Source organism: Kitasatospora sp. NPDC059795 (assembly GCF_042732175.1).
In the GTDB taxonomy this organism is placed as follows: Bacteria; Actinomycetota; Actinomycetes; order Streptomycetales; family Streptomycetaceae; genus Kitasatospora.
Genome location: NZ_JBHWID010000015.1, coordinates 105,825 through 120,402, shown reverse-complemented (window position 1 = coordinate 120,402; position 14,578 = coordinate 105,825). Strand labels below are relative to the sequence as shown.

Sequence of the window (14,578 nt, the reverse complement as noted above, 5' to 3'; positions counted from 1 at the left end):
CGTTCACGTCAACGGCGGGGCCCGGTACGGCAGTTCAGACGATCTGGATGGCCCGGACCTGCGGCGGGCGGTTGGGGAAGGTGATGTCCGTCCAGCGGTCGATGCGGACCGAGTCGCCGTTGACGTCGTAGTAGATCAGGTCGTTGTTGCCGGTGGAGATGCGATCCACCCACCAGCCGCCGAAGTCGGTGGTGCCGCCGTTGGCGTAGCAGTCGACGCTGTCCCGGCCGTCCAGGTGCGACCAGATCTTCAGGTAGTTCTCGCCGCCGACGCACTGGATGTGGTCGATGGCGAACGCGTGCCCGCTCGGCACGGTGACGGTGAACGCGAGCGCCGCCGCGAACGCGGTGGCCAGCGAACAGACGACCCTCTTGGTCCTCGAGAACACGGCTCTTCCCCTTCGCACGAAGCCGGCCGGAAGACGCGGCCCGCTGCCGCCACCCGGTCCGGGAGCCCTCAACGTAGCGAGGGCGGTACCCCGTTCGGCCGCAACACTCCGAACGCGAACCGCCCTCCTACGACTTCACCCATTCGTGTGAGGACCGCTTCCCGGGCGGTGCTCAGGCACGCGTGAAGAACGGTTCCTGGGCGAGGGGTTGGGCCAGGAACGCCAGTTGGAGGCCGTGGTCGAGGCGCAGGCGGAGGGTGTCGTCGGCGGCCAGGGCCTGGCCGAGGCGGGCGGCGAGGGGGCGGGGGTCCGCGGTGGGGTCGGCGAGGACGAGGGCGAGGGTGGCGTCCGCGTCGGGGGCCGGGGCGAGGTGGGCGGCGGCGACCTCGGGTTCGGCGGCCAGCAGTTCGCGCAGGGCGCGGTGCACCTCGGGGTCGGTGTGCGGCGGCAGGTAGGGCCGGTTCTCGGCGACGGCGCGCAGCCGGGCGCCGTCGAGCTGGTAGCTGACCGGGCCGGCCGGGTCGACCAGGACGATGGAGGCGCGCTCCGAGAACGCCACCATCGCGGCCTGCGGGGCGGCCACCGGCGCGGGCCGGGCGTCCGCGCGCCAGCGGGCCATGGTCTCCATCGAGGTGAACGCCGGCAGCGCGCGCCGTCCGTCGGCGGCCTCCAGGACGGGCACCGCCATGTCGCTGGTCTTCTCGTGCTTGTGCCCGCTCTCGTCGTACTCCACCTCCCCGAGCACGGCCACGATCGGCACCATCAGCCGACTCGGCGTCAACGCGGCCAGCAACTCGCCCTCGGCGGACGGGTCCTGCTGCCAGGCGGCGAGGGCCGCGGCGAGGACGGGGTCGGCGGTGCCGTCGTCCTCGGCGAACCCGGGGTTGGGGATGTTCTTGCGCTCCACCCGTCGAGCGTATGCCACGTTTACCTCGGGCCGGTCGGCGGTGCGGGGCCGGGACCGGGGCCGGGACGGGGTCGACTGTACGGGTGGGCCTGGCGTCTCCCCGCTGCGGGTGCGGCGGGGGTGCGGCAGGCTGGGCGGACCGGTGCCGGTGGTACCTGTGGCGCCGGTGGTACCTGTGGTGCCGGTTGAAAGGACGATCATCGTGGGAACGTACGACCCGATGTTCGCGGTGCGCGGCGCCGCGGACGCGGTGACCGTGGCGGCGAAGGACGTGGCCGGCGGGCGCGCCGGATGGCACCGGCCGGCGGACGCCACCAACTCGCTGGAGCGGATGGACCACCTGGTCACCGCCCTGTCCGACCTGCTGCGGCACCAGGCCCTGGCGCTCCCGCAGCTCACCCGGGACCCACAGGCGGCGCAGGCCGCCAAGCTGGTCGCCGAGGCCGCGACCGCCGCCGCCCAACTGGCCGAGCAGATCCGGAAGGCCACCGCCACCACCCGCGCGGTGCGCTGACCGGCATTATGGTGGCTCGGACAACTCGTGGGGCGGGAGTGGCGTGGGTATGGACGCGATACGGATCGGCGTGCTGGTGCCGTTGAGTCGGCCCGGATGGGTCGAGGCCGGTCGACAGCTGCTGGGCGGCATGGAGTCGGCCGTCCGCGAGCTCAACGCGGCGGGCGGCGCGGCCGGGCGGCCGGTGGAGCTGCTGGTGCGGGACACGGCGGCGGATCCGGAGCGCGCGGCGGCGGCCGTCGGCGAGCTTGCCGGGCTCCAAGTGGACGCCCTGGCAGGCGAGTTCCACAGCATGGCGGCCCGGGCGGCGGCGACCCGGGCGGAGCAGGCGGGGGTGCCGTTCCTCTGCTCCTCGGCGGTGCTGGACGCGCTGACCGAACAGCCGACGGACCTGGTGGCGCGCCTCGCCCCCGCCCAGTCGCACGGGTGGCGGGTGTACGCGGACTTCCTGCTCGGCGCCGGTCACCGCCGCATCGCCGTGGTCACCCAGGGCGGCGCGTACTGGGAGTCCGGTACCCGCATCCTGCGGGAGCGCCTCGCGACGCACGGCGGCGACGTGGTCGAGCTCGACCCGATCGGCGTGCCCGACGCGCTGGCCGCGTCCGGCGCGAGCGCCGTCCTGCTGCTGACGGGCTTCCCGGACCCGGCGGTCCCGATCGTCCGGGCCGTCCGCCGGGACCCGCGACTCACCGATGTCCTGATCGGCGCCCCGGCCGGGCAGCCCGAGTTCGCCGAATGGGCGTCCCTGCTGGGCCCGGACGGCGCCGCGGTGCCGTTCCTGCGCTACCTGCCGGAGCGGCTCGACCCGCTGGGCGCGCGGGTCGCCGACACCCTGCGTGAGGAGTTCGGCAGGGAGCCGTCGTTCGTCGCCTTCGAGGGCTGGGACACCGTCAACGTGCTTGCGGCGATGCTCGGTTCGGGCGAGGCGGAGTGGTCACGGGTGCAGCTGGCCGGCACCCGGGGACCGATCCGCTTCGAGCGGGTGCCGGGCATCGGCGTGTGGCAGTGGGCGTGGGCCCCGGTCCAGGTCGCCGATCGCGACCCGGCCGACCCGGGGCGGTGGCGGGTGCTGCACACCGGCTGAGCCCGGACGCCGTGGGCCGCGAGGGACGGGCGGCAGACGCACGGCGGTGGACCCGGCATGCCGGAGAGGGCCGGGGCCGCCCGGGTTCAGCTCGTGCTCCGCGTCCAGTGCGATCCGATCCACATCGGCTCGGCCTGCCCAGGAGAGGCGGCAGTCAGCCTGAGCGAGGCCTGCGGCCGCGGTTGGGGTTGCGCCTGGGGAGCCGGACCGGGGTTGCGCAGCGCGCGCAGAAGCTGGCTGCGCGCGTACTCCACTTCCCGGTCCGCCTTGCGGTACCGCAGCGTCGCCGCGTCGATCTCCTTACGGCGCTTGAACTCCTCCGCGCCGTTGGACTTCCTCGCCCGGCTTCGCAGGCGGGACACCAGCTCGGCAGCGTGCAGTTTGCCCTCGATGTGCCGGGCGAGGGACACATGGGCGTGTTGAGCACGGCCGTTGTGCGGAAACCACCTCGCCGCCTCTTCCTCGGCCTCCCTGATGCGGGCCTTGGCGGCTCCCGTGAGGAAGGAATCGGGCAGGTGCACAGCAGGTCCCCCCTGTCGCAGATGGCCCAGACCTTAGCGTCACCTCCGACCCGTCGAGTGCCGCACCCGGCAGCTCGGCACACGCGTCGACTGCCGGGCATTGCGCACCGATCGGAGCGTCGCCCCGTGCCCGCGTCGCCGCGGCGCCAGTGGGAGTCGCCCCTCAGTACCTGGCGGAGCCTCGCCCCTCGGGCGGCCCGCGCACGCGTCGCGGATTGGCGCGGCGAAGGATCTACCGCCCGGTAGGGCGATGTGGCAGTCTGCGGCCATGGCTCTCGCTGAAACCACCGTGACCAGTGGCACCGTCTCCGACCGTGCCCGCTACGACCGGGCGACGGCCCACCTGGACGCGCCGCTGGCGATCGTCGATCTGGCGGCGTTCGACGCGAACGCGGCGGATCTGGTGCGGCGGGCGGGCGGGAAGCCGATCCGGGTGGCGTCGAAGTCGGTGCGGTGCCGGGCACTGCTGGAACGAGTGTTGGCGCGGGACGGCTTCGCGGGGGTCATGAGTTTCACGCTCGCGGAGTCGCTGTGGCTGGTGCGCAGCGGCTTCACGGACGTGCTGCTGGCGTACCCGTCGGCGGACCGGGCCGGGTTCGGGCAGCTGACGGCGGACGAGGAGTCGGCCCGGCAGATCACCGTGCTGGTGGACGACGTGGCGCAGCTGGATCTGATCGACGCGGCCCGGGAGGGCTCGGCGACGGTGCGGGTGTGCCTGGAGCTGGACACCTCGTTGCAGCTGCTGGGCGGCCGGGTCCGGGTGGGCGCGCGGCGTTCGCCGTTGCGGACGCCCGAGCAGGTGGGCCGGCTGGCCGAGGCGGTGAACGCGCGGCGCGGCTTCGAGGTGGTCGGGCTGATGGCGTACGAGGGCCATGTGGCGGGCGTCGGGGACGCGGTGCCGGGTCGGCCGGTGCGGTCGGCGGCGATCCGGTTGATGCAGACGAAGGCGCGGACGGAGTTGGCGCGACGGCGGGCCGAGGTGGTGCGCCGGGTGCGGCAGGTCGCGGATCTGGAGTTCGTGAACGGCGGCGGCACGGGCAGCGTGGAGTCGACGGTGGCGGAGCGCGCGGTGACGGAGGTGGCGGCCGGGTCGGGCCTGTTCGTGCCCCGGCTGTTCGACAACTACCGTGCGTTCCGGGGCCGTCCGGCGGCGCTGTTCGCGCAGCCGGTGGTGCGCCGTCCCGGGGTGGGTGTGGTGACGGTGCTCGGCGGCGGCTATCCGGCGTCCGGTCCGGCGGGGGCGGACCGCTCCCCCGTCCCGTACCTGCCGGCCGGGTTGCGGTACGACCCGCAGGAGGGCGCGGGCGAGGTGCAGACGCCGCTGCTGGGCTCGGCGGCGGACGACCTGCTGATCGGTGACCGGGTGTGGTTCCGGCACGCGAAGGCGGGCGAGCTGTGCGAGCGTTTCGCGCAGTTGCACCTGGTCGAGGGCGATGCGGTGGTCGCGACGGCGCCGACGTACCGCGGCGAGGGCCACACCTTCCTGTAGTCGGCCGGGCGGCGGTCGAAGAATTTTCCGGAGCCGTGTCGAGAACCCCGTCACGGCTCCGTCCCCGGGTTGAAGGCGACCACAATGGGGTCGCGTCACCACCGAGGAGTGAGAGCCATGGCGAAGTACCTGATGCTGAAGCACTACCGGGGCAACCCGGAGGCCGTGAACTGCGTGCCGATGGACGAGTGGACGCCGGAGGAGGTCTCGGCCCACATCCAGTACATGAACGACTTCGCGGACCGGCTGCGGGAGACCGGCGAGTTCGTCGACGCCCAGGCGCTCGCCCCGCGGGGTGTGTGGGTGCGGTACGACGGCGAGGGCCGGCCGCCGGTCACCGACGGGCCGTTCGCCGAGACCAAGGACCTGATCGCCGGCTGGATGGCGATCGACGTGGACTCCTACGAGCGGGCGCTGGAGCTGGCCGCCGAGCTGTCCGCGGCGCCGGGCGCGAACGGCGAGCCGATCCACGAGTGGCTGGAGCTGCGCCCGTTCCTCACCGAGTACCCGGACACCGTCACCGAGTGAACGACGACCGGCAGCGGGACGGCCGCGAACGGGACGGCCGCGAACGGGACGGCCGGCCGGGCGCGATGGACGAGGCGCTGCTGCGTGTCCTGACGCCCGAGGTGCTGGCCGTCCTGGTGCGGCGCGGCGCGGATTTCGCGGCCGCCGAGGACGCCGTGCAGGAGGCGCTGCTGGAGGCGGTGCGGACCTGGCCGGCCGATCCGCCGCGCGACCCGAAGGGCTGGCTGATCACCGTCGGCTGGCGGCGTTTCCTGGACGCGGCCCGCTCGGACGCCTCGCGCCGCCGCCGCGAGGACCTGGTGGAGGACCAGCCGGAGCCCGGCCCGGTGCCGGACGCCGACGACTCGCTGCAGCTGTACTTCCTGTGCGCGCACCCGTCGTTGACGCCTGCCTCGGCGGTGGCGCTGACGCTGCGCGCGGTCGGCGGGCTGACCACCCGGCAGATCGCGCAGGCGTACCTGGTGCCGGAGGCGACCATGGCGCAGCGGATCAGCCGGGCGAAGCGGACGGTGGGCGGGGCGCGGCTGGACCGGCCGGGCGACCCGGCGACGGTGCTGCGGGTGCTGTACCTGGTGTTCAACGAGGGCTACTCGGGGGACGTCGATCTGGCGGCCGAGGCGATCCGGCTGACCCGGCAGCTGGCGGCCCGGATCGACCACCCGGAGGTGTCGGGCCTGCTGGCGCTGATGCTGCTGCACCACGCCCGCCGGGCCGGTCGGACCGCGCCGGACGGCAGTCTCGTCCCGCTGGCCGAGCAGGACCGCGGCCGCTGGGACACCGCGATGATCGCCGAGGGCGTGACGATCCTGCAGGCGGCGCTGGCCCGTGACCGGCTGGGCGAGTTCCAGGCGCAGGCCGCGATCGCGGCGCTGCACGCGGACGCGCCGACCGCCGAGGAGACCGACTGGGTGCAGATCGTCGAGTGGTACGACGAACTGGCCGCGCTGACGGACAGCCCCGTGGTGCGCCTGAACCGGGCCGTCGCGGTCGGCGAGGCGGACGGCCCGCGGGCGGGTCTGGCCGCGCTCGCGGCGCTGGACGACACGCTGCCCCGGCACACCGCCGCGTCCGCCTACCTGCACGAGCGGGCCGGCGACCTGCGGGCGGCGGCCCGGCTGTACGCGCAGGCCGCGGCGAAGGCCGGGGCGGTGGCCGAGCGGGACCATCTGGTGCGGCAGGCTGCGCGGCTCAACACCATTCTGCGGGAAGGGAGTTGAGCCGCGCCGCAGTGCCGCGTCAGGTGGTGGTGCCGGCGCCCGGGCCGCCGCCCTGGAAGGTGGCGATGCCCTTGAGGATGGTGTCCATCTGGTCGAGGCCGGGGGCCTTGTCGGCGATGTCGAAGCCGAAGTGGACGGCGGTCAGCGCCTTGCCGTCGGCGGTCGGGAAGACCACCGTCTGCACGTACCCGCTGTTGCCCTTGGACACCGTCACCTGCCAGCGCACCAGGTAACCGGAGCGGCCGGCCACCGTGACCGCCTCGCTCTTCAGCTCCTGGTGGCCGGTGATGTCGGGGTACGCCTCCTTGGCGGCGTTCTCGATGTCCTGCTGCGCGGCCTGCTTGACGTCGGTGCCGCCGCCGTTGCCGGTGCCGGCGATCCGGCCCGTGGTGACACCGCCGAGCGAGCAGCTGCCCTGGCCGTCGGCGCAGGTGTAGTCGCCGACGGTGGCGGCGGCGAAGCCGTCGGCGCTGGTGCCGCCCTTCCAGCCGCTGGGGACCGGCAGGGAGATGCCGTTGACGAGGTCGACGGCGACGCCCTTGCCGTTGCTGTTGCCGCCATTGCCACCGCTGCCGCCGCCCTGGCCGGGGAAGCTCGGCAGGCCGTCGCCCGGGGTGTTCTGGCCGTTCTGGCCGCCGTCGCCGCTGCCCTTGTGGCCGGACCGGCCCTCCAGGGACGGCCGGGCGGAGGCGGACTTGTCGGTGCGCCCGTCCATCACCAGGTAGGTGGCGCCGGAGCCGACCGCCAGGCCGAGCAGCGCGGCCACCGCGGCCGTGATCAGCACCGGCCTGGACGGGCGGCGGCGCGGCTTGGCCGGCGGCAGCTCGCCGTACGGGGGCGGCGGCGGGTAGTGGACGGACTGCCCGGAGGCGTCCAGCACGGTGCCCTCCAGGACGGTGGTGTCCTCGATGCCGGGCATGCCGAACGCGCCGGGCGCGGGTGGCGGCACGGCGTCGGTCGGCGTGCCGGGCGCGGCTGCGGCGGCCGTGACCGTGGGCGCGGGCGCGGGCGCGGGCGTGTCGGCGGGGGCGGCCGAGGCCGGGCGGGTGCTGGCGGTCCAGCCCTTGCCGTCCCACCAGCGCTCGGGGCGGGGGTCGCTGTCGGTGTCGACGGGGTCCGGGTACCACCCGGCCGGAATCTGCTGCTCACTCACACCCACGACCCTAGGGGGCCGCGGATAAACGGGAAATCAGCGCGCGGCCGGAATTCGGGGTTCGGCGATGAGATTCGGGTGAGAATCGCGCACAACCGCCGTCCGGGTGATCCAGGTACGCCAACCGGGGCGCATTGTGTGCTCCACGCGCCTGACGGGGCGCACATCGGTCGTGGGTCGCACCACCGGGGGCGCGACCGCGCGACAGAATCCGCGCCATGACCTCTCGCCCCGTGATCGGGATCAGCACCTTCCTCCTCGACGCCGCCTGGGGCCGGTGGGACTCCATGCGCTCGGTGCTGCTCCCCGAGCGCTACCCGGCGCTCTTCCAGCAGGTCGGCGGCATCGCCGTCATGCTCCCGCCCGACGCCCCCGAGCACGCGGCGGCCGCGGTGGCCCGCCTGGACGGCCTGGTGATCGCGGGCGGCGAGGACGTCTCCCCCGCCCTCTACGGCGAACCCGCCCACCCGGAGACGCTGGCCGACGCCCCCGAACGCGACCTGTGGGAAGCCGCGCTGATCCGCGTCGCCCTCGCCGCCGGCACCCCACTGCTGGGCATCTGCCGGGGCATGCAACTGCTCAACGTGGTCTGCGGCGGCTCACTGATCCAGCACCTGCCGGACGTCGTCGGCCCCGATCTCGAACACCGCGGCACCCGCACCGGGTACAACCGCCACGCGATCCACCCCGTCCCCGGCACCCTGCTCGCCGGCCTCCTCCCCGAGCCCTCGGTCACCGTCCCCACCAACCACCACCAGGCCGTGGCCCGCCTCGGCGAAGGCCTCACCGTCTGCGCCCACGCCGCCGACGGCACCGTCGAAGCCGTCGAGGGCCCCGGCTTCGCCCTCGGCGTCCAGTGGCACCCGGAACAGGGCGAGGACCTCCGCGTCGCCCGCGCCCTCGTCCACGCGACCCGCCCGGCACCCGTCCCGGCCGGCTGAGCGCCGCCGCGAGGAACACGGCGAGTCCGCGGCTCTGCTAACGGGGCCTCACCGCGAGGTAGTAGAGCGTGATGTCCTCCGGGGCGTGGACCCGCATGGACCCGCTGGGTCCGCCCCCCACCAGGTCCAACTGCAGGTGGCTGCGGTCGCCGTACGGGAGCCACCCGGTGATGACGAACGGGCCCTCACCGTTCTGGGCCCAGACGTGGTCTCCGAAGCGGACCGTGCGATTGTCCTTCGTTCGAAATTTTGGCCTCATGGTCCATGGCTACCACTCTCCCCGCCCCGCAGGGAGCGGTTTTTCCGACGCGGTTTTTCCGACATCGAGACACCAACTCCTGCTACGGGAGCGCGAGTTCGCACAGGGCGGCGACGGTACCGAGAGCGCCGGCGGCCAGCAGGCAGGGGACGACGCCCCGGCGCAGGACGAGCAGCCACAGCGCGGCGAGGCCCAGGATCGCGTACTGCCACGGCTGGTGGAGGGCCAGTGCCAGCGGGAGTGCGGAGCCGGCGATGGCGCCGATGACGGCCGGGCCGGCGCCGGTGAGGAAGTCCTGGACGGCGGTGTTGGCGCGCAGGCGGTCGAAGTGGGCGGCGCCGAGCAGGACGAGCAGGAAGGACGGGCCGAACGCCACCGCCGCCGCGAACAGTCCGCCGAGCACGCCCGCCGCCGCGTAGCCGACCACGGCGACGGTCTGGACGACCGGGCCGGGGGTGATCTGGCCGAGGGCGACGGCGTTCAGGAACTGACCGTCCGTCATCCAGTGGTAGCGGTGCACCGCGTCCTGCTGCATCAGCGGGATGATCACGAAGCCGCCGCCGTAGGAGAGCGCGCCCACCTTGAGGGCGACCCAGGCGAGCGCGCCGAGCCCGCCGGTCGCGGCCAGGCCGGGGACGAGCAGGGGCAGGGCGGCCCGAGGGGCGTCACCCTCCGGTCGGGACGGTGCGGTGTCACCCGTTCGGCTGGTTCGGCCGATTCGGCGGGTGGGGCGCCGGAAGGCAACCTCGGCGGCACCGGTGGCCAGCAGGACGAGCACCAGCCACGGTCCGGTGAGGATCGCCGCCGCCGCGCCGAGCAGCAGGTAGCAGGCCCAGCGGACCCGGGCCGCGCCGCCGCCCGAGCGCTTCAGGCTGGCCGGCACCAGCGCGCCCGCGGCCTGCACGGCCACCGCCGCGACGGCCGCGCCCGCCCCGGCCGCCGCGCCGAGCACCCAGCGCGGCGGGTCGCCGGCCAGGAACAGCGCGGCCAGCAGCAGGATCAGCACCAGCCCGGGCACGATGAACGCCGCCCCGCCGACCAGCGCCCCGGCCGTGCCGCGCACCCGCCAGGCCGTGAAGATCGCCAGCTGGGTGGAGGCCGGACCGGGCAGCAGGTTGGTCGCGGCGATGCCGTCCTCGAACTCGCTCGCCGCGAGCCAGCCGCGCTGCTCCACGCACAGCCGGCGCAGCAGCAGGATGTGCGCGGGCGGCCCGCCGAACCCGAGGACGCCGATCCGACCCCACTCCTTGGCGATCACTCTCAGCGGCACCTGCTCCGCCATCGCTCCGCACCCCCGTCGGTGGCTCGAAAACCCGCACGACCTGCGCGGATGCGGGCCGCACCCTACCTGACCCGAATGGCCTACAGGAGAACGACAACGGTCACCAGTGCAGCCTTTGGATCTTCCTCCGAATTGGGGTTCACTTCGGGGTCGGAGACCGGGAGCGGAGGGACCCTCGATGGCGGACCACGAGCACGACCACGAGCACGGCGACCACGACCACGAGCACGGCGGCCACGACGACGACCATGGCGGCCGCGGCGGTCACGCCGGCCACAGCCACGCCGTCTCGGCGGACGCCGACCGCCGCTGGCTGTGGAGCGCGCTGATCCTGCTGGTGGTGTTCATGGCCGGCGAGGTCGTGGTCGGTTTCGCGGCGCAGTCGCTGGCGCTGATCTCGGACGCGGCGCACATGCTGACCGACGCGGCGTCGATCGCGCTGGCCCTGGTGGCGATGCGGCTGGCGGCCCGTCCGGCGCGCGGCGGCTACACGTACGGGCTGAAGCGGGCGGAGATCCTGTCGGCGCAGGCGAACGGGGTGACGCTGCTGGTGCTGTCGGCGTGGCTGGGGTACGAGGCGGTCGCCCGGCTGATCGCGCCGCCGGCGGTGACGGGGTCGCTGGTGCTGGTGACGGCGCTGGTGGGCGTGGTGGTGAACATCGCGGCGACCTGGTGCATGTCGAAGGCGAACCGGTCCTCGCTGAACGTGGAAGGCGCTTTCCAGCACGTCCTGACCGACCTGTACGCGTTCGTCGCGACGGCGGTGGCCGGTGCGGTGGTGCTGCTCACCGGGTTCGTCCGGGCGGACGCGATCGCCTCGCTGGTGGTGGTGGCGCTGATGCTGCGGGCCGGGATCGGGCTGGTGCGGGACTCGGCGCGGATCTTCCTGGAGGCGGCGCCCGCCGGGATCGACCCCGACCAGGTCGCGGACCGGCTGGTGGCGACGCCGCAGGTGGAGGAGATCCACGACCTGCACATCTGGGAGATCACCTCCAACCAGCCCGCCCTGTCGGCGCACATCCTGGTCGCGCCGGGCGGCGACTGCCACGCGGTGCAGCACGAGTTGCAGCGCCGGCTGCGCGAGGACTACCGGATCACCCATGCCACTCTCCAGGTCGACCACGTCGGCGCGGGCGGCGCGGGCGACGCGGACGGGCTGCTGCAGATCTCGTCCAGCAGCGCGGCGGCGGCGGCCGAGCAGGAGGCCCGCGAACACTGCGAGGACGCCCACGGCCCGATCCACCGCTCCGGCCCCCATCCGCACTGACCCCGCGTCAGGCCCTGGCTGTCACCGGCATGCGGCATGATCGGGGGGTGACCCCACCCAACGCACCGCGCCTGATGCTGCTCGACACCGCCAGCCTCTACTTCCGCGCCTACTTCGGCGTGCCGGACTCGCTCCGCTCCCCGCAGGGCGAGCCGGTGAACGCGGTGCGCGGCCTGCTCGACTTCATCACCCGCCTCGTCCAGGACCACGGCCCGGACCACCTGGTCGCCTGCATGGACGCGGACTGGCGTCCGCAGTGGCGGGTCGACCTCATCCCCACCTACAAGACCCACCGGGTGGCGGAGGCCGCGACCGACGGCGAGGAGGAGGTGCCGGACACCCTCGCCCCGCAGGTCCCGGTGATCGAGCAGGTGCTGGACGCGATCGGCATCGCCCGCGTCGGCGTCCCCGACTACGAGGCCGACGACGTGATCGGCACCCTCGCCACCCACGCCACCGGCCCGGTCGAGATCGTCACCGGCGACCGCGACCTCTTCCAACTGGTCGACGACGCCCGCGCGGTGACGGTCCTCTACCCGGCCAAGGGCATCGGCGCGGCGCAGCGCATGGACGACGCGGCGCTGCTGGAGAAGTACGGCGTCCCCGGTTCCTCCTACGCCGATCTCGCCGCCCTGCGCGGCGACGCCAGCGACGGCCTGCCGGGCGTCAAGGGCATCGGCGAGAAGACCGCCACCCAACTGATCCAGACCTACGGCGACCTGCCGGCCGTCCGGGCCGCCGCCGCCGACCCCGCCTCCAAGCTCACCCCGGCCCGCCGCAAGAACCTCCTCGAAGCGGCCCCCTACCTCGACGTCGCCCCCACCGTCGTCCGCGTCGCCACCGACATCCAACTCCCGCCCTTCGACCCCCAGTTGCCCCACGAACCCCGCGACCCCATGGCCCTCGAACACCTCGCCACCCGCTGGGCCCTCGGCACCTCCCTCACCCGCCTCCTCGACACCCTCGCGACCGCCCGTTAAGAACGGAGCCCGCGTCTGTCTCCGCGCTAGCTCCGCGGCACGTCCCGAGACGCGGCACCCCTTCCACGTGACGGTGCCAACACGCAGGCGCAACAGGTTCGAGCTGTACTACGACTTCTGAACCGGCCTCTATGAACTCGTAACACGATCAATGGCGATGGACGTTGAGGCGTCGCCAGCAGATGAGTGCGCAGGCGAGTGAGACAAAGGCGTTGTGGAGGTCCAGGCGTCGTTCCCAGCGGACGGCGAGGCGCTTGAACTGGTGGAGCTGGGCGAAGGTCTGCTCGACGACGTAGCGGAGCTTGCCGAGGCCGATGATGTCCCGTGATCCCTTGCGGGAGATGACCGGCAGGATTCGGCGCTTGCACAGCTCCCGGCGGTTGGGGTTGCTGTCGCAGCCCTTGTCGCCGAGCAGGGCGTCGGGGCGTTTGCGGGGGTGGCCGACCCGGCCGGCGACCGGTGGGATGCCGTCGACCAGGGCGAGGGTCCGGGTGACGTCGTTGACGTTGGCGGCGGTGGTGATCACATTGAACGGGATGCCTCCGCCGTCGCTGATCAGGTGGTGCTTGCTCCCGGTCTTGCGGCGGTCGACCGGGGACGGGCCGGTGGCCTCGCCCCCTTGTTCGCGTGCACGTGGGAGGCGTCCAGCAGGCGCGCGTCCAGTCGATCAGGCCGGCCGCGTTCAACTCGGCCAGGAGTATGCGGTGCAGGGCCTCGAACACCCCGGCCTGCTGCCAGCGGCCGAGCCGCCGCCAGCAGGTTTATCCGGAGCCGAATCCCAGTTCCAGCGGCAGCTGCTGCCAGGTGATGCCGGTGTAGAGGACGAACAGGATGCCCTGCAGGCAGCGCCGGTCGTCCACGGGACGCGGGCCCGGTGACCGCTCGGGCCACGCCGGAAGCAGCGGCTCGATCCGTGCCCACAGCTCGTCGTCCACGGCCCGAGGCTTGTTGCTCACGCCATCACGAACGGACGAATCGTCACATCGGTTACGCCCCACCAGCAACGATCAGCAAGATCGTGTTACGAGTTCTACGTGGCGATGGCTCCTTGGTCTGGGCATAGGGCCGGGTACTGGAGTTGGATCGTTGTAGAGGGACCTTCTCCGACGACGTGGTCGCGGCCACGATGATCGACCGGCTGGTCCACCATGCCGGGGCCTCACCCTGACCGCCGACTCAACTGAGCCTCAGCGCGACCGGCCCCGGCCCCAGTCGCTGTCCGGGTGCGCTCGCCATCCTGCTCGCTCGCGGGTTCGGACACTCCATCATCTGCAACGGAACCAGCGGGCTCGCACTGATCGGAGAGATCCCGACCGACGACCCGACGGCCGACACCCTCTGGGGCTTCGAGATCGGAACGCTTCGCTGCACTACAACGTCGACAGCCTCGTCCTTCCGCCCGGCGATGGGATTCGGAGTGGTCGACTCCACGACCTGCGTCGCGGAGCCCATCGCCGTACCGATCTCGCGCAGCGGGGCGTTCACGTTCGACGGAGTCACCTACGCCTCATAGCGGCCAACTTGCGCAGCGGCACAGGGCACGCCGGCACGCCGAACAGGAAGGGCATGCCCCCGGCTTACCCGGTTCCATTCACCAGAGATCAGACCAGAGCGGTGAGGCTGCCGCGCGGCCAATGGCCGAGCCAGAACACTGCCGTGGACGGCTCGGGTTGGTCGTCGGTCGAGCCGTCGTGGGGCAGCAGTTCAGTGGGGGCGATGTAGCCCTCGCCCGGGGCCAGCCGGATGCGGAAGACCCGCAGCGGCTGCCGACCGGCGACGTAGGCCCGCAGGTCGTCGGTGTGCGGGTAGCGGCCAGCGGGGTCGGCGTAGAGGGTGCGGCAGATGGCGCGGATGTCGAGCTCGGCGAGCAAGAGCCACGAAGTGAACGCCGAGGTCAAGATCCTCACCGGGAAGCTCGGCACGGTATCAGAGCGCACGGTCCACAACTGGCTGACTGGTCAGACCCGTTGGCCGCCAGTGAAGATCCGCCTTGCGCTCACGGCAGTATTCGACTGCCCGCCCGAGGAACTGGGCTTCGTCCCCTCAGG

14 protein-coding genes and 1 pseudogene are annotated in these 14,578 nt (G+C 73.2%); 8 read left to right on the top strand and 7 right to left on the bottom strand.

Annotation, left to right across the window (positions count from 1 at the left end):
- Positions 1 to 34: 34 nt before the first annotated feature.
- Positions 35 to 388: a beta/gamma crystallin domain-containing protein gene (locus ACFV4P_RS27490; protein WP_380475484.1), complete on the bottom strand. Its 354-nt coding sequence runs from the start codon at positions 386 to 388 to the stop codon at positions 35 to 37.
- A 172-nt stretch (positions 389 to 560) separates the two neighbouring features.
- Positions 561 to 1,295 carry an SseB family protein gene (locus tag ACFV4P_RS27485; protein ID WP_380475482.1) on the bottom strand — a complete coding sequence of 245 codons (735 nt, stop codon included), beginning with the start codon at positions 1,293 to 1,295 and terminating at the stop codon, positions 561 to 563.
- Between the two features lie 202 nt (positions 1,296 to 1,497).
- On the opposite strand from ACFV4P_RS27485, the gene ACFV4P_RS27480 reads away from it, so the two are divergent.
- Positions 1,498 to 1,809: a hypothetical protein gene (locus ACFV4P_RS27480; protein WP_143200061.1), complete on the top strand. Its 312-nt coding sequence runs from the start codon at positions 1,498 to 1,500 to the stop codon at positions 1,807 to 1,809.
- A gap of 49 nt (positions 1,810 to 1,858) precedes the next feature.
- Complete coding sequence (locus ACFV4P_RS27475; protein WP_380475480.1) at positions 1,859 to 2,893, top strand: ABC transporter substrate-binding protein; 1,035 nt, start codon at positions 1,859 to 1,861, stop codon at positions 2,891 to 2,893.
- A gap of 86 nt (positions 2,894 to 2,979) precedes the next feature.
- Here ACFV4P_RS27475 and ACFV4P_RS27470 read toward each other — a convergent pair whose 3' ends face one another.
- Positions 2,980 to 3,414, bottom strand: a complete 435-nt coding sequence (locus tag ACFV4P_RS27470; protein WP_380475478.1) for a hypothetical protein — start codon at positions 3,412 to 3,414, stop codon at positions 2,980 to 2,982.
- Between the two features lie 268 nt (positions 3,415 to 3,682).
- Between ACFV4P_RS27470 and ACFV4P_RS27465 the strand changes: the two genes are divergently transcribed.
- From ACFV4P_RS27465 to ACFV4P_RS27455, 3 genes are all read left to right on the top strand, one after another.
- Positions 3,683 to 4,903: an alanine racemase gene (locus ACFV4P_RS27465; RefSeq protein WP_380475476.1), complete on the top strand. Its 1,221-nt coding sequence runs from the start codon at positions 3,683 to 3,685 to the stop codon at positions 4,901 to 4,903.
- 117 nt (positions 4,904 to 5,020) lie between these two features.
- Positions 5,021 to 5,431: a YciI family protein gene (locus tag ACFV4P_RS27460; protein ID WP_073808548.1), complete on the top strand. Its 411-nt coding sequence runs from the start codon at positions 5,021 to 5,023 to the stop codon at positions 5,429 to 5,431.
- A gap of 65 nt (positions 5,432 to 5,496) precedes the next feature.
- A complete protein-coding gene (locus tag ACFV4P_RS27455) occupies positions 5,497 to 6,648 on the top strand; it encodes an RNA polymerase sigma factor (RefSeq protein ID WP_380475676.1) in 1,152 nt (383 codons plus the stop codon).
- 19 nt (positions 6,649 to 6,667) lie between these two features.
- Here the strand turns inward: ACFV4P_RS27455 and ACFV4P_RS27450 are convergent, their stop codons facing one another.
- On the bottom strand, positions 6,668 to 7,801 hold the full coding sequence (locus ACFV4P_RS27450) for a DUF2510 domain-containing protein (RefSeq protein WP_380475474.1): 1,134 nt from the start codon (positions 7,799 to 7,801) through the stop codon (positions 6,668 to 6,670).
- Positions 7,802 to 8,019: 218 nt separating this feature from the next.
- Here ACFV4P_RS27450 and ACFV4P_RS27445 point away from each other — a divergent pair, with 218 nt between their 5' ends.
- Positions 8,020 to 8,742, top strand: a complete 723-nt coding sequence (locus tag ACFV4P_RS27445; RefSeq protein WP_380475472.1) for a gamma-glutamyl-gamma-aminobutyrate hydrolase family protein — start codon at positions 8,020 to 8,022, stop codon at positions 8,740 to 8,742.
- A 341-nt stretch (positions 8,743 to 9,083) separates the two neighbouring features.
- Here ACFV4P_RS27445 and chrA read toward each other — a convergent pair whose 3' ends face one another.
- The gene (gene chrA / locus ACFV4P_RS27440; RefSeq protein ID WP_380475470.1) at positions 9,084 to 10,283 is read right to left on the bottom strand and encodes a chromate efflux transporter; all 1,200 of its coding nucleotides are present in this window, start codon (positions 10,281 to 10,283) and stop codon (positions 9,084 to 9,086) included.
- A 178-nt stretch (positions 10,284 to 10,461) separates the two neighbouring features.
- On the opposite strand from chrA, the gene ACFV4P_RS27435 reads away from it, so the two are divergent.
- Entirely contained in the window at positions 10,462 to 11,550 is a 1,089-nt protein-coding gene (locus ACFV4P_RS27435) for a cation diffusion facilitator family transporter (RefSeq protein ID WP_380475468.1), read from the top strand.
- A 74-nt stretch (positions 11,551 to 11,624) separates the two neighbouring features.
- Positions 11,625 to 12,530, top strand: a complete 906-nt coding sequence (locus tag ACFV4P_RS27430; RefSeq protein WP_380475674.1) for a 5'-3' exonuclease H3TH domain-containing protein — start codon at positions 11,625 to 11,627, stop codon at positions 12,528 to 12,530.
- 148 nt (positions 12,531 to 12,678) lie between these two features.
- On the opposite strand, the pseudogene ACFV4P_RS27425 reads toward ACFV4P_RS27430, so the two are convergent.
- Both ACFV4P_RS27425 and ACFV4P_RS27420 read right to left on the bottom strand, forming a co-directional pair.
- Positions 12,679 to 13,486: pseudogene (locus ACFV4P_RS27425) on the bottom strand (IS5 family transposase).
- 645 nt (positions 13,487 to 14,131) lie between these two features.
- A complete protein-coding gene (locus tag ACFV4P_RS27420) occupies positions 14,132 to 14,437 on the bottom strand; it encodes a hypothetical protein (protein WP_380475466.1) in 306 nt (101 codons plus the stop codon).
- Between the last annotated feature and the right edge of the window lie 141 nt (positions 14,438 to 14,578).

What these genes read in the sequence shown, in the direction of transcription:
- ACFV4P_RS27475 (WP_380475480.1), top strand. Translation starts at nt 1,859, where the DNA reads ATGGACGCGATACGGATCGGCGTGCTGGTGCCGTTGAGTCGGCCCGGA.
- ACFV4P_RS27465 (WP_380475476.1), top strand. Translation starts at nt 3,683, where the DNA reads ATGGCTCTCGCTGAAACCACCGTGACCAGTGGCACCGTCTCCGACCGT.
- ACFV4P_RS27460 (WP_073808548.1), top strand. Translation starts at nt 5,021, where the DNA reads ATGGCGAAGTACCTGATGCTGAAGCACTACCGGGGCAACCCGGAGGCC.
- ACFV4P_RS27455 (WP_380475676.1), top strand. Translation starts at nt 5,497, where the DNA reads ATGGACGAGGCGCTGCTGCGTGTCCTGACGCCCGAGGTGCTGGCCGTC.
- ACFV4P_RS27445 (WP_380475472.1), top strand. Translation starts at nt 8,020, where the DNA reads ATGACCTCTCGCCCCGTGATCGGGATCAGCACCTTCCTCCTCGACGCC.
- chrA (WP_380475470.1), bottom strand. Translation starts at nt 10,283, where the DNA reads ATGGCGGAGCAGGTGCCGCTGAGAGTGATCGCCAAGGAGTGGGGTCGG.
- ACFV4P_RS27435 (WP_380475468.1), top strand. Translation starts at nt 10,462, where the DNA reads ATGGCGGACCACGAGCACGACCACGAGCACGGCGACCACGACCACGAG.
- ACFV4P_RS27430 (WP_380475674.1), top strand. Translation starts at nt 11,625, where the DNA reads ATGCTGCTCGACACCGCCAGCCTCTACTTCCGCGCCTACTTCGGCGTG.